Below are 20,836 nucleotides of genomic sequence, written 5' to 3'. Positions count from 1 at the left end.
TGACGTCCCCCTCCTCTGATTGTGATCGTTGTCGCCCGGTCATGCGGTGACAGCGCGCGGGCGCTCATTGTAGCCTCCCGCTGCGGGCCGCGCCAAACCTGCACCCGGGCGACGCAGCGGCGACCGGCCCGAGCGGGGGAATCGCTGAATCCGCCCGTTGGGATAAAATCGCCCTGGCCGCGTCAGGGAAACTTTTCTTTCTTCTGGCGGCTCTACGCGAGAGCCCTTCCCCTCGCAACAAGCAGAAAAAGGCCATGAGCATCCTCGTCCTCGTTCTGTTGCCCCTGGTAGCCGCGGGTATCGCCCCCATGCTCGGCCGCCATGGGCGCAACGCCACCGTCCTGGGCGTGGCGCTGCCGGTGGCGGCGGCCTTGGGCTGGCTGCTATGGCTTTCCCCGCGCGCGTTTCAGGGCGAGGTCCTGCGCGCCGGCTGGCAATGGCTGCCGGCGCTGGGGCTCAACCTGACTTTCCGCATCGACGGCCTGGCGTTCCTCTTCGCCTTCCTGATCCTCGCCATCGGGCTGCTGATCATCCTCTACGCCCGCTATTACCTGTCCCCCGCGGACAATTATGGCCGCTTTTTCTGCTACCTCATGCTGTTCATGGCGGCCATGATCGGCATCGTGCTCTCGGAGAACGTGCTGCTCATGCTGGTGTTCTGGGAACTCACCAGCCTGAGCTCTTTCCTGCTCATCGCTTTCCATCACCACCACTACGAGTCCCGTTCCGGCGCCATCACCGCCCTGTCGGTGACCGGGGGCGGGGGACTTGCCCTGCTCGCCGGGCTTTTGCTCCTCGCCCAGGCGGCGGGCAGCTTCGAGTTGAGCGACATCCTCGCTTCCCGGGAAGCGGTCCTGGAGAGCCCCTTCTACCCGCTCATCGTGGTGCTCACGCTCCTGGGCGCCTTCACCAAGTCGGCCCAGTTCCCGTTCCATTTCTGGTTGCCCCACGCCATGGCGGCGCCCACCCCCGTGTCGGCTTACCTGCATTCCGCCACCATGGTGAAGGCCGGCATCTTCCTCATGGCGCGGCTGCACCCGGTGCTCGCCGGCACCGAGGCGTGGTTCTACCTGGTCACGGCCACTGGCCTGGTGACCCTGGTGTTCGGCGCCTACATGGCCATGTTCAAGCACGACCTGAAGGGGCTCCTCGCCTATTCCACCGTGAGCCACCTGGGCCTGATCACCCTGCTGCTGGGCCTGGGCTCGCCGCTGGCGGTGGTGGCCGGTGTGTTCCACATCCTGAACCACGCCACCTTCAAGGCCTCCCTCTTCATGGCCGCCGGCATCATCGACCACGAAACCGGCACCCGGGACATGCGGCGGCTGGCGGGCTTATGGAAGGACATGCCCCACACGGCGGCGCTCGCCATGGTGGCCGCCGCCGCCATGGCGGGGGTGCCCCTGCTCAACGGGTTCCTGTCCAAGGAGATGTTTTTCGCCGAGGCGCTGCAAGGCCGGCTGCTCGGATGGATCGAACCGTTGCTGGCCGCGGCGGCCGGCATGTTCTCCGTGGCCTATTCCCTGCGCTTCATCCACGACGTCTTCTTCCACGGAGAGGCCCGGGATCTGGCGAGGGAGCCCCATGAGCCGCCCCGCTGGATGAAGGTGCCGGTGGAGATCCTGGTGGTCACCTGCGTGGTGGTGGGCCTCTTTCCCGCCGTGACCGTCGGTCCCTTGCTGCACCTCGCCTCGGCGAGCGTCCTCGGCGCGCCGCCCCCCGAGTACAGCCTGGCCATCTGGCACGGCTTCAACCTGCCCCTCGCCATGAGCCTCGCGGCGCTGGGAGGCGGCGTAGCTCTGTACTTCTGGTTGCAGCGCAAGTTCCGCCTGCATGCCCACATCCCCTCCCGCCGCACCGCCAAGCGCCTATTCGACGAGAGCGCCATCCTGGTGACCCGGGCCGCCGCGTGGGCGACGGCGCGGCTCGACAACGGCTCCCTGCAGCGCTCCCTGGCGCTCCTGCTCGCCACCGCCCTGATCGTGGCCGCCGCTCCCCTCACCGAGTCGGCGCTGCCCCTCGTCCCGTCCTCGACGCCCGCGGACGGGGTGAGCGTGGTGGTCCTCGCCGCCCTGCTGGTGGCGGTCGCGGGCAGCGTGATCTACCGCCATGACCACTTGCTTTCGGCCCTGTTCGTCGGCGTGGCAGGATTGATCGTCTCCCTCGCCTTTCTCCGCTTTTCCGCTCCCGACCTGGCCCTCACCCAGCTTTCGGTGGAAGTGGTGTCCATCATTCTGCTGCTCCTAGCCCTGCGGCGCCTGCCAGAGCGCTCCCCCCGGGAAAGCTCGTCCCTGCGGCGGGCGAGGGACGCGCTTCTCTCTGTCCTCGCCGGCCTTGGGGTCGGCTTGCTGGCCTACGGCGTCATGAACCGGCCGCTCTCCAGCATCTCGCCCTTCTTCCTGGAGCAGTCGGTGCCCGGCGGCGGGGGCGCCAACGTGGTCAACGTGATCCTGGTGGACTTCCGCGGCTTCGATACCTTCGGGGAGATCATCGTGCTGGCCATCGCCGCGATCGGCGTGCTCGCCATGGCGGGCGCGCTGGAGCGCGGCGCAGGGGCTTCTTCGGAAACGCAAGCCCAGCAGCACCCCTCACCGGCGGCGTCCAGCGCGCCACCGCCCGCTCCCGGGTCGCACCTACCCCCTTCGGGGGCAGGCACTGCTCCGCCGTCCGCGGGCGCGCTGGAGCGCGGCGCAGGGGCTTCTTCGGAAACGCAAGCCCAGCAGCACCCCTCACCCACCGGGTTCGACGCCCCGGCGGGTGACGCGGAAACCCCGGTCGAGGGGAATCGTCCCACGGAAGGAGGGTCCCTCATCCTCACCGTCGCGGCCCGGGTGATTCTGCCCCTCGCGCTGCTGGTGGCGGTCTACCTGTTCCTGCGGGGCCACAACGACCCCGGCGGCGGCTTCATCGCGGGGCTGGTGACCGCCATCGCCCTGGTGATCCAATACATGGCGAGCGGCCTCGCCTGGGCGCAGCAGCGGCTCAAGCTCGCCCCGCGGCCCATCATCGGCTGGGGCGTGCTCGTCGCCGGGGCCGCGGGCCTGGGAAGCTTCTTTCTCAGCTATCCCTTCCTCACCAGCACCTACGGACACTTGCACTTGCCAGTGCTCGGCGACCTAGAGCTGGCGAGCGCCGTGATCTTCGACCTGGGCGTGTACTTGACAGTGGTGGGCGCCACCCTGGTCTACCTCACCCGGCTGGCCCGCGTGCCGCCGTCGGCCGCATCAAGAGCCCCGTGATGGAAGCGCTGGTGGCCATCGGCATCGGCGCCCTCACGGCGGGAGGCGTGTTCCTCCTGCTGCGTGCCCGCACCTTCCCCGTGCTCTTGGGACTCACTCTCCTCTCCTACGCGGTCAACTTCTTCATCTTTGCCATGGGACGGCTCAGGCTCGCGGCACCCCCGCGCATCGTGGAAGGGGTCTCCGAATACGCCGATCCTCTGCCCCAGGCCCTGGTGCTCACTGCTATCGTGATCAGCTTCGGCATGACCGCCTTTCTGGCGGTATTGGCCGTCTGGAGCCGATGGGCGAGCGGCACCGATCATGTGGACGGCGCGCCCGCGGACGACCGATGAACCACTGGATCATCGTCCCCGTCGTCCTGCCCGCCCTCGCGGCCGCCGTGTTGCTCCTCGCCGCCGGCCGGCCCATGCCGGTGCAGCGCTGGATCTCGGGAACCGCCGCGGCGGCCCTCGCCGCCGTTTGCGTAGGGCTCGCCGCGTCCCTGGACGATTTCCCACGCGTCTATCTGCTGGGCAATTGGCCGGCGCCCTACGGCATCGTACTAGTGCTGGACCGGTTGAGCGTCCTGATGCTCACCCTCACCGCGAGCGTGGCGCTCGGCTGCCTCGCCTACGCGATGACCGGCTGGGATGCTGCGGGCCCCGCGGGAAAACGCTATTTCCATGCCCTGTTCCAGTTCCAGCTCATGGGGTTGAACGGCGCCTTCCTAACTGGGGATCTGTTCAACCTGTTCGTCTTCTTCGAAGTGCTGCTGATCGCCTCCTACGGGCTTCTGGTGCACGGCGGCGGTACCAGACGGGCGCGGGCAGGCATTCACTACGTGGCGGTAAACCTCACGGCTTCAGCCCTGTTCCTCATTGGAGTCGCCCTGCTCTACGGCGCGGCCGGGACCCTCAACATGGCAGACCTGGCCCGCGCGGTGGGAAGGCTGGAGGGGGAAGCGGCGCTGCTCGCCCAGGTGGCGGGGCTCCTGCTGCTCGCGGTCTTCGCCGTGAAAGCGGCGCTTTTTCCCCTGTACTTCTGGCTTCCCATCAGTTACACCGCGGCGGCAGCCCCGGTGGCGGCCCTCTTCGCCCTCATGACCAAAGTGGGGGTGTACGCGATCCTGCGGGTGTTCGTCCTGGTCTTCGGCGAACAGGGGACGGGCGGCTTGGCCGCACCCTGGGTCCTGCCGGCGGGACTCATCACCCTGGGCCTCGGCACCCTGGGGGCCCTGGCGGCGACCGACCTGGGACGCCTCGCGGCCTATCTCACCCTCTCGTCGGTGGGCACACTGCTCGCCGCCGTCGGCCTGTTCACCCCCCAAGCCCTGTCGAGCGCTTTGTTCTATCTGGTGCACAGTACCTTGGTGACCGCCGGCCTGTTCCTCCTCTGGGAGCGGGTGGCGGTGGAGCGTGGTTTCGCCGCCGACCGCTTTCAGCGCGGGCCCCGGCTCGGCCGGCCTCTCCTGCTGTCCGGGACGTACGCGTTTCTCGCCGCCACCGCAGTGGGGCTGCCCCCGTTCTCCGGCTTCCTAGGGAAGGTGATGATCCTGGAAAGCGCCCGGAAGGCGGACGCTGCGCTTCCGGTCTGGGGAGTGCTCCTGGTCACCGGACTCCTCGCCATCTTCGCCGTAGCCCGGGCCGGCAGTCGCCTCTTCTGGGACATCTCCCGGGAGCCGCCGCCCGCCTCGCAAGCCACTTCCCCGGCCCAGGCGGCTCCCCTGCTCGCCCTGGTGGCGGCGCTCGCCGGGCTGGTGATCCTCGCCGCGCCGTTCAAAGCCTTCACCGATCAAACCGCGCGGGAGCTTTTCAACGCAGAACGCTATGCCGCCACCGTGCTTGGCCATCCCGCCCTGCCCCAGCGCGGTCTGCCGGGCGCACCATCCGAGGAGACCACCCGATGAGGGCGCTATCCCGGCTTCTGCCCCATCCCCTACTCTCCCTGGCTGTGGCTCTGGTGTGGCTGTTGCTCGCCAATTCCGTGGCGCCGGCCCATTTGCTCCTCGCCGCGCTCCTGGGCATCGCCATCCCCCGACTCACCGCCGGGCTCTTCCCGGAGCGGCTGCAATCCATCCACCTGGGAATGGCACTGAAGTTGTTTCTGCACTTCTTATGGGACATCGTGATGGCCAACGTGGCGATGGCGCGCATCATCCTGGCACCGGAGTTGCGGGTCAAACCGAGCTTTCTGGCCCTGCCGCTTTCCCTCACCAATCCGTACGCCATCGCCGTGCTCGCCGGCATGATCACCATGACGCCCGGAACGGTATCGGTGGATCTGTCGCCCGACGGCCGCACCCTGTGGATCCACGCCTTGAACGTGGAGGATCCCGAAGGCGCCGTCGCCGAAATCAAACGCCGCTACGAGGAGCCGCTGAAGGAGCTGTTCGAATGATGACCGCCGCCGTCACCGTCGCGCTGGGCGCATTTTCCGCCGCTTTTCTGCTATGCCTGTGGCGCCTCGCGCGGGGCCCGGACGCCATCGACCGGGTGCTCGCCCTGGACACCCTTTACATCAACGCTATCGCCATCATCATGCTGCTCGGAATCGCCCAGGATACGACGGTGTATTTCGAGGCGGCCCTGCTGATCGCGGCGGTAGGTTTCGTGAGCACCGTGGCCCTGGCCAAGTATCTGGCCCAAGGCCCGGTGATCGAATAACCGGAGCAAGGAGGTTGCAAATCATGATCGCCGAGGCCATCGTTTCCCTGTTCATCCTGGCGGGCGCCTTCTTCGGGCTCACGGGATCCATCGGACTGGCCCGCCTGCCCGACTTCTACATGCGTCTACATGGGCCCACCAAGGCCACCACCCTGGGAGTGGGCGGCGTGCTGATCGCGTCCATGCTCCATTTCAGCTTCGCGGGCCCCGGGCTGAGCCTGCACGAGCTGCTGATCACCCTGTTTCTGTTTGTGACGGCGCCGGTTTCTGCCCACCTCATGGCCCGGGCGGGCGCCAGGCGGGGGGTCGATTCCTCCCTCACGCCGCCCGACGAGATCCGGCAAGAATCGGTGCGGGGTTGATGCGGCTTCGCCCCTTCAGCCCATCAGGATGACGTGCACCCGGGACGGCCCATGGGCGCCCAGGGTAACCGTCTGCTCGATGTCGGCCGTGCGGGAGGGGCCCGAGATCAGGTTGACGGCACGGGGCGGCTTTCCCCGCTCGGCCCGCAGGAGCGCCCAGGCATCCTCCAGCGCCTCCACGATGCGCTCGACTGGCACCACGGCTACATGGGTTTCCGGCACCAGGCTCACCGCGGGTGGCGTGGCCGGTCCCGAGAGCATTACCAGGGTGCCGGTCTCCGCGACGGCGCAGAAAGCGCCGGTGATGCCCACCCGGTCCTCCCCCACGGGGTGCCGACTCTCGGCCAAGATGCCCGCCGACTCCCAGCCCCAGCCAGCCAGCTCCGGCCACACCACGGCCTTGAGGGGCAGCCCCCGCTCGGACAGGTAGGCGGCGACGGCGGCCGGCACGTTTTCCTGGGCATCGACCCGCGCCACGGTGCAGGCCATGGCGAGGGCCCGCTCCCGGAAGCGTTCGATGTGCTGCCCGTCGAACGGGGGGCGCGGGCCGGGCATGTGGGCCTCGAGGGTGTGGCGCACCGCTTCGCGCACCTCCAGGGGCGCGCCGCCGCTCGAGCGCCGCAGGGCCTTGCGGATGCGGCTCAGAATTTCTTCCCTGGAATTCATCCCAGCGTCGGCATCGACAGGCCTTTGCCCGGCAGGTCCGTCTCGGACCAGCGGGTGGTCACCACCTTGGTGCGGGTGTAGAAGTACACCCCTTCTATGCCGTGGACATGGAGGTCGCCGAACAGCGACTGCTTCCAGCCGCCGAAGGAGAAGAAGGCCATGGGCACCGGGATGGGCACGTTCACACCCACCATGCCCGCCTCCACCTCATTCTGGAAGCGCCGCGCCGCGGCCCCGGAGCGAGTGAAGAGGGCGGTACCGTTGCCGTAGGGGTTGCGGTTCACGAGATCCAGGGCTTCGTCGAAGTCTCGCGCCCGCAGCACCACCAGCACCGGCCCGAAAATCTCGTCCCGGTAGATGGACATCTCGGGGGTAACGCGATCGAACAGGGTGGGGCCGAGGAAGAAGCCGTTCTCGTGACCGGGAACCTGCAGCCCCCGGCCGTCCACCACCAGCCGGGCACCGGCCGCCTCGCCCTGGTCCACGTAACCCTTCACCCGGTCCCGGTGGGCGCGGGAGATGAGGGGCCCCATCTCCACCCCAGGCTCGGCTCCCGGGCCGACCTTGAGGCCGCGCGCCCGGGCGGCGAGCTTTTCCACTAAGGGATCGGCCGCCTCCCCCACCGCCACCACCGCCGAGATGGCCATGCAGCGCTCCCCAGCCGACCCGTAGGCGGCACCTGCCAGAGCCTCCGCCGCGAAGTCGAGATCGGCATCGGGCAATACCACGGCGTGGTTCTTGGCGCCGCCCAGCGCCTGCACCCGCTTGCCGTGGCGCGCGCCGGTTTCATAGACGTAGCGAGCGATGGGAGTAGAGCCCACGAAGGAGAGCGCCTTGACGTCCGGGTGGGCGAGCAGGGAGTCCACCGCAGCCTTATCGCCGTGGATCACATTGAACACGCCGTCGGGCAGCCCCGCCTCCTTGAAGAGCTCCGCCATGCGCAGGGAGGCCGAGGGAACCTTCTCGGAGGGCTTCAGCACGAAGGTGTTGCCGCAGGCAACGGCCACCGGGAACATCCACAGGGGCACCATGACGGGGAAGTTGAAGGGCGTGATGCCGGCGCAGACCCCGAGCGGCTGGAGCAGGGAGTGGCAGTCCACGCCCCGGCCCACGTCCTCCGCGTGCTCGCCCTTGAGGAGGTGGGGCGCGCCGGCCGCGAACTCGATCACCTCGATCCCCCGTTGCACCGACCCCGCCGCGTCCGCCAGGGTCTTGCCGTGCTCTTCGGTGACGAGGCGTGTGAGCTCATCCCGGTGCGCCTCCATGAGCTCGCGAAAGCGGGTGAGGATCCGGGCGCGCCTCAACGGCGTGGTGCCGCGCCACCCGGGAAAGGCCGCGCGGGCCGCGGCTACCGCCCGTTCCACGTCCTCGGCCCCGCAGAGGGGCACACGCCGGATCACCGCGCCGGTGGCGGGATTGGTGACCTCGCCGGAGCGCTCGGTGCAGGGTTCCACCCGCTGGCCGCCGATCCACAGGGGGACGACCGCCGGTTCCCGCTCCCTCGCCGCTCTAGACGTTGCAGTGCTCATGATCCACCTCGGCTCCGATAAAGTTCGCGAAAAGTTTTGCCCGCGGGCGCCGGAAAATCCCGTCCGTCGGTCCAGCCGCCGCCGAAGGGCAGCCGATGCAACAGCCCCTCTTCGCCGGCCATGCGCTTGAGCAGCCGGGCGCCGAGGCGCGTCGCCCAGGCGTAAGCCCGGGGCCGCTGCGCCAGCCAGGCCCACGCCCGCAGCGCCGACCGCTCGGGCCAGGGCCGCAGGCCCCGCTCCATCTGCTTTTCCCGCAGCTTGCGCATAAGCTCGGGAAGCGGAATTTTCACCGGGCAGACGACCCCGCACTGGTTGCATAGGGTGGCCGCATGGGGCAGGTCCAGGGCGTTCTCCAGCCCCACGTAGGCCGGGGTGAGCACCGAGCCCATGGGGCCAGGATACACCCAGCCGTAGGCGTGGCCGCCCACGCTCTGGTAGACCGGACAGTGGTTCATGCAGGCGCCGCAGCGGATGCAGCGGAGCATGGGCTGCAGTGCCGTGCCCAGGAGGGCGGTGCGGCCCGCGTCCACCAGCACGATGTGGAAGTGCTCCGGCCCGTCCAGGTCGCCTTCACCCTTCACGCCGGTGGACAGGGTGACGTAATTGGTGATGGACTGCCCGGTGGCGGAGCGGGGCAAAAGCCGCAGCAGGGTGGCGAGATCCTCCAGCGTCGGCACCACCTTTTCGATCCCGGTGATCGCCACGTGCACCCGGGGAAGCGTCGTCACCATGCGGCCGTTGCCCTCGTTGGTGACGATCAGGGTAGAGCCGGTCTCGGCGCAGAGGAAGTTGGCCCCCGAGATCCCCATGTCCGCCGTGAGGAAATGGGGCCGCAGCACCTCCCGGGCTTCCCGGCACAGGGCCTCGATCTCGCTCTGGCGCGGCCGCCGGTGTTGGTGCTCGAAGAGAGTCGCGATCTCGTCCTTGTTCTTGTGCACCACCGGCGCCACGATGTGGGATGGAGGCTCGTGGGCGAGTTGCAGGATATATTCCCCCAGGTCGGTCTCCACCACTTCCACGCCGGCCGCCTCCAGCGCCGCGTTAAGATCGCACTCCTCCGACACCATGGACTTGGACTTGACCGCCTTGCGTACCCCGTGGCGGCGGGCGATCTCGCACACGATGCGCGCCGCCTCCTGGTGGGTCGCCGCCCAGTGCACCTCCGCGCCCCGGGCGGTGGCGTTTTTCTCGAACTCCTCCAGATAGAGGTCCAGGTCGGCCAGGGCGCGCTCCCGGATCTGGGCCGCCGCCTCCCGGAACCCCTCGAAGTCGGGCAGTTCCGCGATCGCCCGGGCGCGGGCGTCGACGAAGTTGGTCTGCAGCCTGGCGAGCGCCTGCTGCAGCCGCTCGTCCCGCAGCTTTTCCCGGGCCCGGGCCTTGAAGTACATGGAGGTCGCTTGCATGGGGCCCCTGCTCCCTTACAGCTCTCCGTCGACGCCCGCCAACACCTCCGCCACGTGCAGCACCCGGGTGCGGCGATCGCCCCGGCGGCGCAGCCGGCCTTCGATGTTGAGCATACAGCCCAGATCCCCCAGCACCACCGCGTCGGCCCCCGTGGCCTCGATGGCCTGGCACTTGCGGTCCACGATGCGGGTGGAGATCTCGCCGAACTTCACAGCGAAGGTGCCCCCGAAGCCGCAGCACTGCTCGGCGCCGGGTAGTTCCACCAGGGAAAGCCCCGGCACCTTCGCCAGCAGCTCCCGGGGCTGGCGTTTCACCCCCAGCTCCCTCAGGCCCGCGCAGGCGTCGTGATAGGTGACGGTGCCGGCGAAGCGGCCGGGTACCGCTTCCAGCTTCGCCACCCGCACCAGGAAATCGGCGAGTTCATAGGTCTTGGCGCAAAGCCGCTCCACTGCCTCCCGGCGCGCAGGAAATTCCTGGAGCAGCTCCGGGTAATGGGCCCGAATCATCCCGGCGCAGGAGCCCGAAGGCACCACCACGTAGTCGCAGTCCGCGAATTCTTCCACGAGCTTCAACGCCAGCCCCTGGGCGCCGAGGCGTTCCCCGCTGTTATAGCCCGGCTGGCCGCAACAGGTCTGAGTGGCCGGCACTATCACCTGGCAGCCCGCAGCCTCTAAGAGCTTGAGCGCCGCAAACCCGATGCGGGGGCGCAACAGATCGACGAGACAGGTGACGAAAAGCCCGACGCGCACGGCGCTTGGGAAGCAAAAGGGGCAGAAAAAGGTCGCGTGATCATAGCACACCACCTTTCCCCGCCCGGGCCCGTTGCCGCCGGAAATTTCATAATGTAAAATTTCGCCGGTCTTTGTGCACCGCGGGAGATATTTTCTTGGCCGAAAACGGGACCAAATCCTCCATCCAGGTGCTGGAGCGCATGATGGCGCTGCTGGACGCACTGGCCGAAAGCCCCGAGCCGCTGAACCTGAAGCAGCTCGCCGTCAAGACCAGCCTCCATCCTTCCACCGCCCACCGGATCCTGGGCGTCATGGTGGAGCACCGCCTGGTGGACCGCATCGAGCCCGGCACCTATCGCCTCGGCATCCATCTGCTGGAGCTGGGAAACCTGGTCAAGAGTCGGATCAACATCCGGGACGAGGCCCTGCCCTTCATGCAGAAGCTGCACGAGAAGATCCACGAGACGGTGAACCTCTCCATCCGCCAGGGGGACGAGATGGTCTACGTGGAGCGCCTGGTGTCGAGCCGCTCGGCCATGCGGGTGGTGCATCTGATCGGCGCCCGGGCGCCGCTCCACATCACGGCCGTGGGGAAGCTGTTTCTCGTGGAAGACGGGCCGGAAAAGGTCCGGGAATACGCCCAGCGCACTGGCCTGCCCACCTTCACCCGTAACACCCTCAATACCCTGCCCAAGCTCACCCAGGAGCTGGAACGGGTGCGCCGGCAGGGCTACGCCTTCGACAACGAGGAAGCGGAGCGGGGCGTCTCCTGCGTCGGCGCCGGCATCCGCGACGACGAGGGGCGCCTCGTGGCGGGGCTTTCCATCTCCGCGCCCTCGGAACGCCTGAACAAGGCCTGGGGCCCCCTGGTCAAGGAGGTGGCCGACGACATCTCCCACGCCATCGGTTACCGGCCGGTGCGGGCGCTGCGGCGTTGATCAGGTCGCCTCCAGATAGAGCACGGCGAAGGGCTCCTCTCCCCCGATCCAGCCCCGCTTCAGCCTGAATCCGGCGCCCTGGGCCAGCGCCTCGAAATCCTCCACCGAGTACTTGTAGGAGTTCTCGGTGTGCATCGCCTCTCCCGCGAAAAAGGAAAAGCGCCGCCCGGCGACCGTGACCTGCTGGTAGACCGTGCTTTGCAGGTGCATTTCGATCCGGCCGAGCGCCTCGTTGTAGAAGGCTAGGTGGCGGAAACGCTCGGGGACGAAGTTCCCTCCCAGCTCCCGGTTGATGCGCAGGAGCAGGTTGAGGTTGAACCGGGCGGTCACGCCGCCCGCATCGTCGTAGGCCCGGGTCAACCGGTCCACTCCCCGCTTGAGGTCGATACCGATCAGCAGCCCGCCGCCCGCGCCCACCTGGCGGGCGGTCCGCGCCAGAAAGCGCCCCGCGTCCTCCGGGTCGAAATTGCCGATGCTGGAGCCGGGAAAGTAGGCGATGCGGCGCGTGTGGGGCGCCGCCTGGGGAAGCTCCCAGACTTCGGCGTAATCGGCCCACACCGCCTCGATGTGCAGCCACGGATAGTCCAGGGCGAGCCCGCGGGCCGTGCGCTCCAGCATTTCCAGGGAAATGTCGACGGGCATGTACACCGCCGGCCGCAGCGCCTCGAGGAGGAGGCGCGATTTGCGGCTGTTGCCGCTGCCGTATTCGATGAGCCAGACCCCCGCCCCCAGGCAGGCCGCCATCTCGTCCCGGTGCTGCTCCATGAGGGCCGTCTCGGTCCGGGCGATGGGATATTCGGGCAGCTCGCAGATGGCCTCGAACAGCCGGCTGCCCCGCTCGTCGTAGAAGTATTTCGGCGGTATCCGCTTCGGGCGAGCGGCGAGGCCCGCCAGCACGTCCTCCCGGAACCGGTCGGCGACGGGGGTGCGGGCGTGCAGCCTCGCCCTGGGTGCCACGGACCGTGGTGCCTGGATCCCCGCAGGGGTCGAAGGGGGATCGGGAGCGGAACGCTCGTTCGCCATGGAAATCCGGGGGCCGGGTTGGTCAGCGGCCCCGCGCCCGGGACCCCCAGCGCGAAGGAAAGCCGCTCGCTTAGCCTGATACCGCAGGCAGCCGGGAGGAACTCTCCATCCAGCGCTTGATGCGGTTGGCGTCGCCGATGCGGGTGAGTTTACCCCAAGAATCCAGGAGCACGATGATGACTTGGCGGCCCGCGACCCGGGCCTGCATCACCAGGCAGCGGCCGGCCTCCCGGATGAAGCCGGTCTTGGAAACCTCGATTTCCCAGTCTTTATGGGCCACCAGGCGGTTGGAGTTGCTGAAGGCCATGGCACGCCGGGTGCCCGGGACCTCGATCCTGGCCCGGGGCGTCGTGGTGAACTCCCGGATCAGCGCGTAGCCCCCAGCGGCCTCCACCAGCTTCGCCAGATCCTGCGCGGTGGAGACGTTGCGGGCATCCAAGCCGGTCGGCTCCACGAACTCGGTGCGGGCCATGCCGATGATCCGGGCCTTGACGTTCATGGTGCGGACGAAAGCCTCGGTTCCCCCGGGATAGGTGCGCGCTAGGGCGGCGGCGGCCCGGTTCTCCGAGGCCATGAGGGCCAAGCGCAAGAGCTCCCGGCGCGGGAGTACCGTCCCGACCCGCAGCCGGGAGCTGGTGTGCTTCAGGGTATCCACGTCGGCCGCGGCGATGGCGATCGGCTCGTCCAGGTCGAGCCCGGCATCCAGCACCACCATGGCCATCATCAGCTTGGTGATGGAAGCGATGGGCATCACTTCCGTGCTGTTTTTCGCGTAGAGCTCGGTGCCGCTCGCGTAATCCAAAACCAGCGCGGCCGCCGATTTGAGATGGGGTCCGTCGGCGAGGGCCATGGCGGCTGTCCTAGGAGAAGCTTTCCCGCGCGGAGCCGCGCCCTCGTCCTGGGCCTGCGCCGTGCCGATAATCATCGCGGCGAGCAGCATCGCCAGCCGTCGTCCCATGGAGTCCTCCCTGATTCCGTGTTCGACCGGCCGCCCCTGCGGCACTCCCCTGCCTGGGCCGCTTTCGATCCATGACTACCATAGCAAAAAACATAGCCTATGGAAAGGGTTGAACGGAAAACTTAGTGTATTTTCGAGGCGTTTGCGGCGCCCCATTCAAGCCGCTGGCTGGGTCATGGACAAGCCTCCGGGGCTTGAGGCCTCCCGCTCCCGCTGCTGCAGGGCCCAGAGCCGGGCGTAGGCGCCGCCCCGTTCCAGCAGCTCCTCGTGGCGTCCCCGTTCCACGATACGACCTTGTTCCATCACGAGAATCTCGTCCGCATGCAGGATGGTGGAAAGTCGGTGGGCGATCATGAGGGTAGTGCGACCCCGGGCGATGCGGTCGATTTCCGCCTGGATCGCCTTTTCCGACTGGGAGTCCAGGGCCGAGGTGGCTTCGTCGAACACCAGGATGCGGGGGTTCTTGAGCAGCGCCCGGGCGATGGCCACCCGCTGCTTCTCCCCGCCGGAGAGCTTGAGCCCCCGCTCCCCGACCCGGGTCTCGTAACCGTCGGGCAGCCGCTCGATGAATTCGTGGATGTGGGCGGCCCGGGCGGCCGCTACCACCTCCTCGGGGCTGGCGTCGGGCCGGCCGTATTGGATGTTGTAGAAAATGGTGTCGTTGAACAGCACCGTGTCCTGGGGCACGATGCCGATGGCGGCTCGCAAGCTCGCCTGGGTCACGTCCCGGATGTCGATGCCGTCGATGGTGATGCGCCCGCCGGTCACGTCGTAGAAGCGGAACAGCAAGCGCGCCAGCGTGGACTTGCCGGCGCCCGAATGGCCCACCACCGCCACCGTGCGCCCGGCGGGAATTTCGAAGCTCACCCCCCGGAGAACCTCTCGCCGGCCGTCGTAGCCGAAGCGCACGTCCTCGAAGCGTATGGTGGGGTTCGCCGCCGCCAGGGCCGGCGCATGGGGTTTGTCCTGGATCTCCCGATGCTCGCCGAGGAGCCCGAACATGCGCTCGATGTCGGTCAAGGATTGCTTGATCTCCCGGTACAGCACCCCCAGGAAGTTGAGCGGGATGTAGAGCTGGATCATGAAGGCGTTCACCAGCACCAGGTCACCGATGGTCATGCGCCCCGCCACCACACCCTGGGCCGCCTGCCACATGATCAGGGTGGCGCCGACGGCGATGACGGCGCTCTGCCCCGTGTTCAAGGCGGAAAGGGAAGTGGTGCTTTTCACCGCCGCCGCCTCGAAACGCCGCAGGTTTTCGTCGTAGCGGCGCGCTTCGTGCTCCTCGTTGCCGAAATACTTCACCGTCTCGTAGTTGAGTAGGCTGTCGATGGCCCGGGTGTTGGCGCGGGAATCCTCCTCGTTCATCTGGCGCCGGAACTTGGTGCGCCACTCGGTCACGGTCACGGTGTAGAGGATGTAGGCCACGAGGGTCGCGAAGGTGATCAGGGCGAACCTCACGTCGTACATGTACAGGAGCACTCCGGTCACCAGGAGGATCTCGATCAGGGTGGGAAGGATGGAGTAGAGCGTGTAGCTCATGAGGCTTGAAATGCCGCGCACGCCCCGCTCGATGTCCCGGGAGAGGCCCCCGGTCTGCCGGTCCAGGTGGAAGCGCAGGGACAGGGCATGGAGATGGCGGAAGACCTCCAGGGCGATGCGCCGCGCCGCCCGATGGGTGACCCGGGCGAACACGATCTCCCGCAGCTCGGTGAAGAGGGTGGTGGACAGCCGCAGCGCCCCGTAGGCGACGAGCAGCGCCAGAGGCACCGCCACCAGCACCCGGCTGCCGGAAAGGGCGTCCACGATTTCCTTGAGCACCACCGGCACGGCCACGTTGGCCAGCTTGGCGGCGAGCAGGAAGGCGAGGGCGGCCGCCACCCGGCCGCGGAACTCCCACAGGTAGGGGAGCAGCCGTCTCAAGGTGCGCCAGTCGCCGCCTGAAGCGGCGGGCGCCACCGTATCATGGGCGCGCATCGAGAGGATAAACAAGTAAAAATGCAAGGTTATCAGCCCGCAGGCAGGCCGTCACCGGGAAGAGCGCGCCCGATTGACGCCCGTGCCCATGCCGGCCGAGAATCGGAGCAGGCCGGGCGGGTTTCCGCGCCTCGGATAGCCGGGGCCGTCCGACCCCGTCGTCCTGCCCCTGATACCCGACTCCCGCGAGAGCGATGTCCGCAAGTCCCGCCGACCGTTTCCAGGTCAAGCTGCCGGCCCAGGTGCACGTCATCGTGCGCGATTGGCTCAACTCCAATAGCCTCCTGATCCGGGGCAGCCGGGAAACGGCGTTGATCGACAGCGGCTACTCGGCCTGCGCCGGCGAGACTCTCCGCCTGCTCCAGCGCCCTGAGGCGCTGGGGGCCCGCCGGCTCGATCGGCTGGTCAACACCCATTGCCACAGCGACCACGTGGGGGGCAACGCGGCGCTACGTAGCGCCTACCGCTGCCGGGTGAGCATCCCCCAGGGGGAAGCGCCCCTGGTGGCGCATTGGGACACCCGGGCCCTGTGGCTCGACTACGCCGACCAGTACTGCGACCCCTTCCTCTACGACGACGTGATCGCACCCGGCGAGCGGTTGACCCTGGGCGATCTGGAGTGGGAAGCCATTCCGGTGCCCGGCCACGACATGGGGGCGCTCGCCTTCTACTGCGAAGAAGCGCGGTTGCTCGTGTCCGGCGACGCTCTTTGGGAGCACGGATTCGGCGTCATCGCCCCGGAGAGCGGGGAGCCGGTGCGCCTCAAGGCGGCGCGGGAGGCGCTGGAGGCCCTCGCCCGCCTGGACGTGCACACCGTGATTCCCGGCCACGGCCCGCCCTTCGGCGACGTGGAGGCCGCCCTGGAGCGGGCGTTCAAACGGTTGGAGGCGTTCCAGGCGGATCCCTGCCGCACCGCGCGCCACTTCCTCAAGGTCATGCTCATGTTCTCCCTGCTGGAGAAAGGGCGCATGACGCTCGCCGCCCTGCCCGCCTACCTGGAGGCGGTGGACGCTTACCGGGAAGTGAACCGCCGGTTCCTAGGGCTTCCGGCGGCCGGGCTGGCGGAACGGCTGGTGGCCGAGCTGGAGCGTTCGGGGGCCCTCACCCGCCGCGGCGGGTTTATCTTTCCCGCTGCGGCGGGTGCTCGAGCTTAAGCGCGACGCCCCGTCAGTGCCCCATGCTGGGGGTGTTGACCTTCTTCCCGTTGCTGAGGGAGGTCAGGTAGTACTCGATGTCGGCGTACTCGGGCGCATCGGGCGGAAGCTCGTTGGCCCGTATCGCCACCCCGCACCACTGGAAACGCTTGCGGATGGTCCAGATTTCTCCCTGGCTGGTGCGGTAGTACGGGTGATGGCCTACCTGGTTCTTGGAGCCCGTCAGGAACTGGCCCCGAATCCACTTGTTTTCCGCCTGGCCGTGGCAGTCGTTGCAGGCGAAATTAAGCTGCCCGATTTTACGCCCCATGAGGGCCTTACCCTTGTCCGCGTGGGCCTTTTCTTCGGCGGTGCGGAAACGAATGTTGATGGGCACGCCACGGCCGAGGCTCCGCAGGTAGATGGAGAGTTGGGTGTTCTCGTCCCCCTGCATGGGAAACTCGGCACCGGTGGTGGCCCGGGCATGGCGGGTAATGAATTCCTCGGTGTTCAGCACCTTCTTCATCCGCGGCTCGTAGTAGGGCATGCGTGCCGCCCAGGTGCGAAACGCCTTCTTCGGATCTTTATGGCAGCTCGCGCACGACTTGCCGTTGGGACCCGCCGTGGCGAAGAGCCGCTCACCCTTTTCTCCCTCCCCCCAGGCGGGATTCTGGAAAGGATCGTCCGGATCGTAGGCCGGCTCTTCCTTGACCCGCCGATTGGGATCGTCCCGCGGATCCTTGAACTGGGCCGGCTCTTTCAGCGTCTTCAAGTACGCCACGATGTCCCGGATCTCCTCCGGCGAATAGAGCCCGTGTCGCCCCCAGGGCGGCATCATGGTGGTGGGATTGAAGACCCGGGGATCGTAGATGTAGTTGTACAGCCACCAGTCGGTGCGGCCCCAGGTCCCGATGGTGGACAGGTCCGGCCCCACGTTCCCCGGCAACGCCCCGCCCGGCAGGATGTGACAGGCGAGGCATCCGCCGCCCCGGGAGCGATCGAAAGCGAGCTTCTTTCCGTTTTCCGGGTTCCCGTCCGTGATGGGCCCGAACACCCGCTGGTAGCCTTCGACGGGCGGGGACGCTTCCGTGCGCAGGGTGTTGAACTTATCCCAGTTGGCCTGGGGCCAGGGAGCATACCGGACCCAGGGGACGGGCGCGGCGGGTTTTTCCATCTCCAGGGGCGCCGCCCCCCGCTTGCCGCCCTCGGCGGCGGAGACCGGCGCGGCCCAGGCCAAAGCCACCAGCGCCGCTGCAAAGCATGGTTTCATCCGTTTCATCTCACCCTCCTCCATGAGCGTGGTTCGGATCTTCAAGCCGGGTCCGATGCCAACGAACCGACCAGGAACGCCTTCTGAAACGTCAGCGTCAGGATACGAAAAAAAGGGGCGTTCTTGCGAACGCCCCAATAGCCAAAGGAGGAGGATGAAAGCAACGAGAAGCTCCCGCCGCCTTCATCCCCTTAGAAGCAATCATCATGCCAAAAATTTTCATTTTTGTATTCAGACGAGTATGTTCTTGGGTGATCTCTACGACGCCCTTCAGCGCGCAAAAAGTGCCGCATTATGGTGCGGGCTTTGCGCACCGCCGGGAGGTTTCCAGGGGAATTTTAGTTATTTATTGGATAATGTAGCGCTTAAGTCCATGCAGCATCTAATAAAAATGGTCTATGTGACAATAGAGGCTCCCTATCGAGGCACGCCCGCGTGCGGGGACGCAGGGAAGCTACAAGCGAATCATGGTGGCGGACAAGGCCGCGTGATCGGAAATCCGGGACCAGGGATGCCCGTGATGGACATGCGCATGCCTCACGTGGAAGCCTCGCACGTAAATCCGGTCCAGGCGGAACAGGGGCAGGGCCGAGGGGAAGCTTCGGGCCGCCCGGCCCCGGGTCAACTCGAAGACCTCCCTGAGCTCCAGGGCATCCACCAGGATACGGCTCGCCTTGCCCCGCCAGTCGTTGAAGTCCCCGGCGATGATGAGGGGAGCGTTCTCCGGCACCAGCTCCCGGATGCGCCGCTCCAGGGTCCTCAACTGGCGGGTGCGGCCCCGGGCGGAAAGCCCCAGGTGCACGCAAACGCAGTGCAGCGTGCGTGTCCAGCCGGGCACCTGGACTTCGCAATGCAGGAGCCCCCGCCGCTCGAATCGGTGGGTGGAAATGTCTTCGTTCTCCCAGGCGACGATGGGGAAACGGGACAGAATCGCGTTGCCGTGATGGCCCTCGTCGTACACGGCGTTTTTCCCGTAGGCGAAGTCCATCCAGACGGTGTCGGCGAGGAATTCGTACTGGGGCTTGACCGGCCAGTTGTGGAAGCGCTCGGCGTGCCGCTCATGGGCCCCCACCACCTCTTGCAGGAAGACCACGTCCGCGCCCAGGGCGTGGATCCGGTCCCGCAGCTCGTGCACCACCATGCGGCGGTTGAAGTGGGAAAATCCTTTGTGGATGTTGTAGGTTGCGACGTGCAACGTATCGGTCATCGTTCGCTACGGCTGCCACGGGTTGGCGAGTATGTTACTGGTTTCCCGAAGGCGGGGGAACGGGCATGGCGCGCCCACGGACGGCGCGCCGCTCCATTTCCCGCACCATCCCCTCCAGTTGCCGGCGCACGTTGTAGCGGATGAGCAAGGGACCGATCAAGGGCGGTACCCAGAAATCCGGCACCAGGCGGGCGCGGTAAGCGATGCGGGTGCCGGCGCCGTTGGGGCTTAGATGCCATTCGCCTTCCAGTTCCTTGAAGTTGCCCGACACGGCCTTGAAGCGGATGCGCTCTTCTCCTTCTTCCTGGAGGGCAAGCACGGCCCGGTACTCGGCGCTGAAGAACAGCACCCGGTTCTTGCCCCGCAGGTCCAGGAGCCGCTCATGGATGCCGCTAGGCAGGAGCCGGCTGTGCGTCACGTCGGGAACGAAATCGACGAACTGGGCGTAGTCGGTCAGGGTGGCCCAGGCGGCTCGGGGCGGAACTGGCAAGTCGAGCTGCCCGTGGATGATAATCGTCTCTCCGTCGCGGCTCACCCGCAGCTCGTCGGCGGCCGCAGCGAAGGCCCAGAGACATACTACCAGCGCCAGGAAAGCTCCCAGGCGCGCCTGGGGACGGCGGCGTTCAGGAGACCTGCAGCATGCGCTCCAAGGCGACGCGGGCAAGGCGGGCCTCTTCTTCGGGCACCTCAATCCGGTTGACCACCTTCCCCTGGGCCAGGTTCTCCAGCGTCCACGCCAGGTGTTGCGGGTCGATGCGGGCCATGGTGGAGCACATGCACACCGTGGGCGCCATGAACTGGACGATCTTGCCCTCGGGCTTGAACTGCTCGGCGATGCGGTTCACCAGGTTGAGCTCAGTGCCCACGAGCCAGCGGGTGCCCGCCGGCGCCTCGGCGATGGTCTTGATGATGAACTCGGTGGAGCCGACGTAGTCGGACAGCCGGCACACGTCGAAATTGCACTCCGGGTGAGAGATCACGATGGCGTCCGGGTGCTGGTTCTTGTAGCGCAGGATGTGGCTCGCCTGGAACATCTGGTGCACCGAGCAATGGCCTTTCCACAGCAGGAGCTTGGCCGTGCGGATTTTCTCCGGGGCGAGGCCCCCCATGGGCTCGTCCGGATCCCACACCAGCATCTCCTCCAGGGAAATGCCCATCTGGTGGCCGGTCCAGCGCCCCAGATGCTGGTCCGGGAAGAACAGAACCTTGGGCCGCCGGGCGAACGACCACTCCAGAATCTTGCGGGCGTTGCTGGAGGTGCACACGATACCTCCGTGCTCGCCGCAGAACGCTTTGAGATCGGCCGCCGAATTGATGTAAGTGACCGGCGTCACCTGCTCGTCGGGATCTAGGACTTCGGAGAGCTCCCGCCATGCCCGCTCCACCTTCGCCAGGTTCGCCATGTCGGCCATGGAGCAGCCGGCGTTCAGGTCGGGCAGGATCGAGACCTGCTCGGGCCGGCTGAGGATGTCGGCCACCTCGGCCATGAAGTGCACGCCGCAGAAGACGATGTACTCGGCGTCCGTCTGGGCGGCGAGCCGGGAGAGCTTCAGCGAGTCTCCGGTCAGGTCGGCGTGCTTGTACACGTCGGCCCGCTGGTAATGGTGGCCCAGGATCACGGCCCGCTTGCCGAGTGCCGCCTTGGCGGCCAGGATGCGCTCTTGGCAATCCTCGTCCGGCAGGCGCTGGAAGCGATCGAAGGCGATGGCGGCGGTGTGCACGGCTGTGATGACCTCTCGCGCTTCGTGGCTATT

At 67.3% G+C, this 20,836-nt stretch carries 19 protein-coding genes; 8 read left to right on the top strand and 11 right to left on the bottom strand.

The genetic code is table 11. The features are described 5' to 3' along the window. Nucleotides 1-254 precede the first annotated feature (254 nt). Genes ACUVYZ_RS11005 through ACUVYZ_RS10980 form a run of 6 tightly spaced genes read left to right on the top strand, consistent with a single transcriptional unit; the run spans nt 255 to nt 6,246 of the window. On the top strand, nt 255-3,239 hold the full coding sequence (locus tag ACUVYZ_RS11005; protein ID WP_439934501.1) for a monovalent cation/H+ antiporter subunit A: 2,985 nt from the start codon (nt 255-257) through the stop codon (nt 3,237-3,239). After that, on the top strand, nt 3,239-3,574 hold the full coding sequence (locus tag ACUVYZ_RS11000; RefSeq protein WP_439934590.1) for a Na+/H+ antiporter subunit C: 336 nt from the start codon (nt 3,239-3,241) through the stop codon (nt 3,572-3,574). The genes ACUVYZ_RS11005 and ACUVYZ_RS11000 overlap by 1 nt, the downstream gene beginning before the upstream one ends. Then, entirely contained in the window at nt 3,571-5,127 is a 1,557-nt protein-coding gene (locus ACUVYZ_RS10995) for a monovalent cation/H+ antiporter subunit D (RefSeq protein ID WP_439934500.1), read from the top strand. Before ACUVYZ_RS11000 ends, ACUVYZ_RS10995 begins: the two co-directional genes overlap by 4 nt. Continuing rightward, a complete protein-coding gene (locus ACUVYZ_RS10990; RefSeq protein WP_439934499.1) occupies nt 5,124-5,618 on the top strand; it encodes a Na+/H+ antiporter subunit E in 495 nt (164 codons plus the stop codon). The genes ACUVYZ_RS10995 and ACUVYZ_RS10990 overlap by 4 nt, the downstream gene beginning before the upstream one ends. Continuing rightward, nucleotides 5,615-5,884 carry a K+/H+ antiporter subunit F gene (locus ACUVYZ_RS10985; RefSeq protein ID WP_439934498.1) on the top strand — a complete coding sequence of 90 codons (270 nt, stop codon included), beginning with the start codon at nt 5,615-5,617 and terminating at the stop codon, nt 5,882-5,884. Before ACUVYZ_RS10990 ends, ACUVYZ_RS10985 begins: the two co-directional genes overlap by 4 nt. A gap of 23 nt (nt 5,885-5,907) precedes the next feature. Next, complete coding sequence (locus tag ACUVYZ_RS10980) at nt 5,908-6,246, top strand: Na+/H+ antiporter subunit G (RefSeq protein WP_439934497.1); 339 nt, start codon at nt 5,908-5,910, stop codon at nt 6,244-6,246. 15 nt (nt 6,247-6,261) lie between these two features. Here the strand turns inward: ACUVYZ_RS10980 and ACUVYZ_RS10975 are convergent, their stop codons facing one another. From ACUVYZ_RS10975 to ACUVYZ_RS10960, 4 genes are read right to left on the bottom strand one after another with little or no spacing between them, the layout of a single operon-like run. Then, nucleotides 6,262-6,912 carry a LutC/YkgG family protein gene (locus tag ACUVYZ_RS10975; RefSeq protein ID WP_439934496.1) on the bottom strand — a complete coding sequence of 217 codons (651 nt, stop codon included), beginning with the start codon at nt 6,910-6,912 and terminating at the stop codon, nt 6,262-6,264. Next, the gene (locus ACUVYZ_RS10970; RefSeq protein ID WP_439934495.1) at nt 6,909-8,441 is read right to left on the bottom strand and encodes a CoA-acylating methylmalonate-semialdehyde dehydrogenase; all 1,533 of its coding nucleotides are present in this window, start codon (nt 8,439-8,441) and stop codon (nt 6,909-6,911) included. The genes ACUVYZ_RS10975 and ACUVYZ_RS10970 overlap by 4 nt, the downstream gene beginning before the upstream one ends. Beyond that, nucleotides 8,438-9,844 (bottom strand): LutB/LldF family L-lactate oxidation iron-sulfur protein, encoded by a 1,407-nt coding sequence (locus ACUVYZ_RS10965; RefSeq protein WP_439934494.1) that lies wholly within the window; start codon nt 9,842-9,844, stop codon nt 8,438-8,440. Before ACUVYZ_RS10965 ends, ACUVYZ_RS10970 begins: the two co-directional genes overlap by 4 nt. A 15-nt stretch (nt 9,845-9,859) precedes the next feature. After that, nucleotides 9,860-10,594, bottom strand: a complete 735-nt coding sequence (locus ACUVYZ_RS10960) for a (Fe-S)-binding protein (RefSeq protein ID WP_439934493.1) — start codon at nt 10,592-10,594, stop codon at nt 9,860-9,862. A gap of 182 nt (nt 10,595-10,776) precedes the next feature. Between ACUVYZ_RS10960 and ACUVYZ_RS10955 the strand changes: the two genes are divergently transcribed. After that, nucleotides 10,777-11,514: an IclR family transcriptional regulator gene (locus ACUVYZ_RS10955; protein ID WP_439934589.1), complete on the top strand. Its 738-nt coding sequence runs from the start codon at nt 10,777-10,779 to the stop codon at nt 11,512-11,514. Here ACUVYZ_RS10955 and egtD read toward each other — a convergent pair whose 3' ends face one another. The 3 genes from egtD to ACUVYZ_RS10940 all read right to left on the bottom strand — a co-directional run bounded on the left by egtD (nt 11,515) and on the right by ACUVYZ_RS10940 (nt 15,472). Next, the gene (gene egtD, locus ACUVYZ_RS10950) at nt 11,515-12,471 is read right to left on the bottom strand and encodes an L-histidine N(alpha)-methyltransferase (RefSeq protein ID WP_439934492.1); all 957 of its coding nucleotides are present in this window, start codon (nt 12,469-12,471) and stop codon (nt 11,515-11,517) included. It abuts the gene before it with no gap. A 136-nt stretch (nt 12,472-12,607) separates the two neighbouring features. After that, on the bottom strand, nt 12,608-13,495 hold the full coding sequence (gene pbpG, locus ACUVYZ_RS10945; protein WP_439934491.1) for a D-alanyl-D-alanine endopeptidase: 888 nt from the start codon (nt 13,493-13,495) through the stop codon (nt 12,608-12,610). 156 nt (nt 13,496-13,651) lie between these two features. Beyond that, the gene (locus ACUVYZ_RS10940) at nt 13,652-15,472 is read right to left on the bottom strand and encodes an ABCB family ABC transporter ATP-binding protein/permease (protein ID WP_439934588.1); all 1,821 of its coding nucleotides are present in this window, start codon (nt 15,470-15,472) and stop codon (nt 13,652-13,654) included. Nucleotides 15,473-15,666: 194 nt separating this feature from the next. Between ACUVYZ_RS10940 and ACUVYZ_RS10935 the strand changes: the two genes are divergently transcribed. Further along, nucleotides 15,667-16,626 (top strand): MBL fold metallo-hydrolase, encoded by a 960-nt coding sequence (locus tag ACUVYZ_RS10935; protein WP_439934490.1) that lies wholly within the window; start codon nt 15,667-15,669, stop codon nt 16,624-16,626. 13 nt (nt 16,627-16,639) lie between these two features. Here ACUVYZ_RS10935 and soxA read toward each other — a convergent pair whose 3' ends face one another. The 4 genes from soxA to nadA all read right to left on the bottom strand — a co-directional run bounded on the left by soxA (nt 16,640) and on the right by nadA (nt 20,803). Next, nucleotides 16,640-17,884: a sulfur oxidation c-type cytochrome SoxA gene (soxA, locus tag ACUVYZ_RS10930; RefSeq protein ID WP_439934489.1), complete on the bottom strand. Its 1,245-nt coding sequence runs from the start codon at nt 17,882-17,884 to the stop codon at nt 16,640-16,642. Nucleotides 17,885-18,329: 445 nt separating this feature from the next. Beyond that, nucleotides 18,330-19,082, bottom strand: coding sequence for an endonuclease/exonuclease/phosphatase family protein (locus tag ACUVYZ_RS10925; protein ID WP_439934488.1), 753 nt, complete (start codon nt 19,080-19,082; stop codon nt 18,330-18,332). Between the two features lie 34 nt (nt 19,083-19,116). Next, a complete protein-coding gene (locus ACUVYZ_RS10920) occupies nt 19,117-19,617 on the bottom strand; it encodes an SRPBCC family protein (protein ID WP_439934487.1) in 501 nt (166 codons plus the stop codon). Nucleotides 19,618-19,705: 88 nt separating this feature from the next. Continuing rightward, nucleotides 19,706-20,803, bottom strand: a complete 1,098-nt coding sequence (nadA, locus tag ACUVYZ_RS10915; RefSeq protein ID WP_439934587.1) for a quinolinate synthase NadA — start codon at nt 20,801-20,803, stop codon at nt 19,706-19,708. Nucleotides 20,804-20,836: the final 33 nt, after the last annotated feature.

The organism is Pelomicrobium sp. P1 (assembly GCF_052805615.1).
Note: the sequence above shows the minus strand (reverse complement) of the source record. Positions and strands in the feature narration are given on the sequence as shown.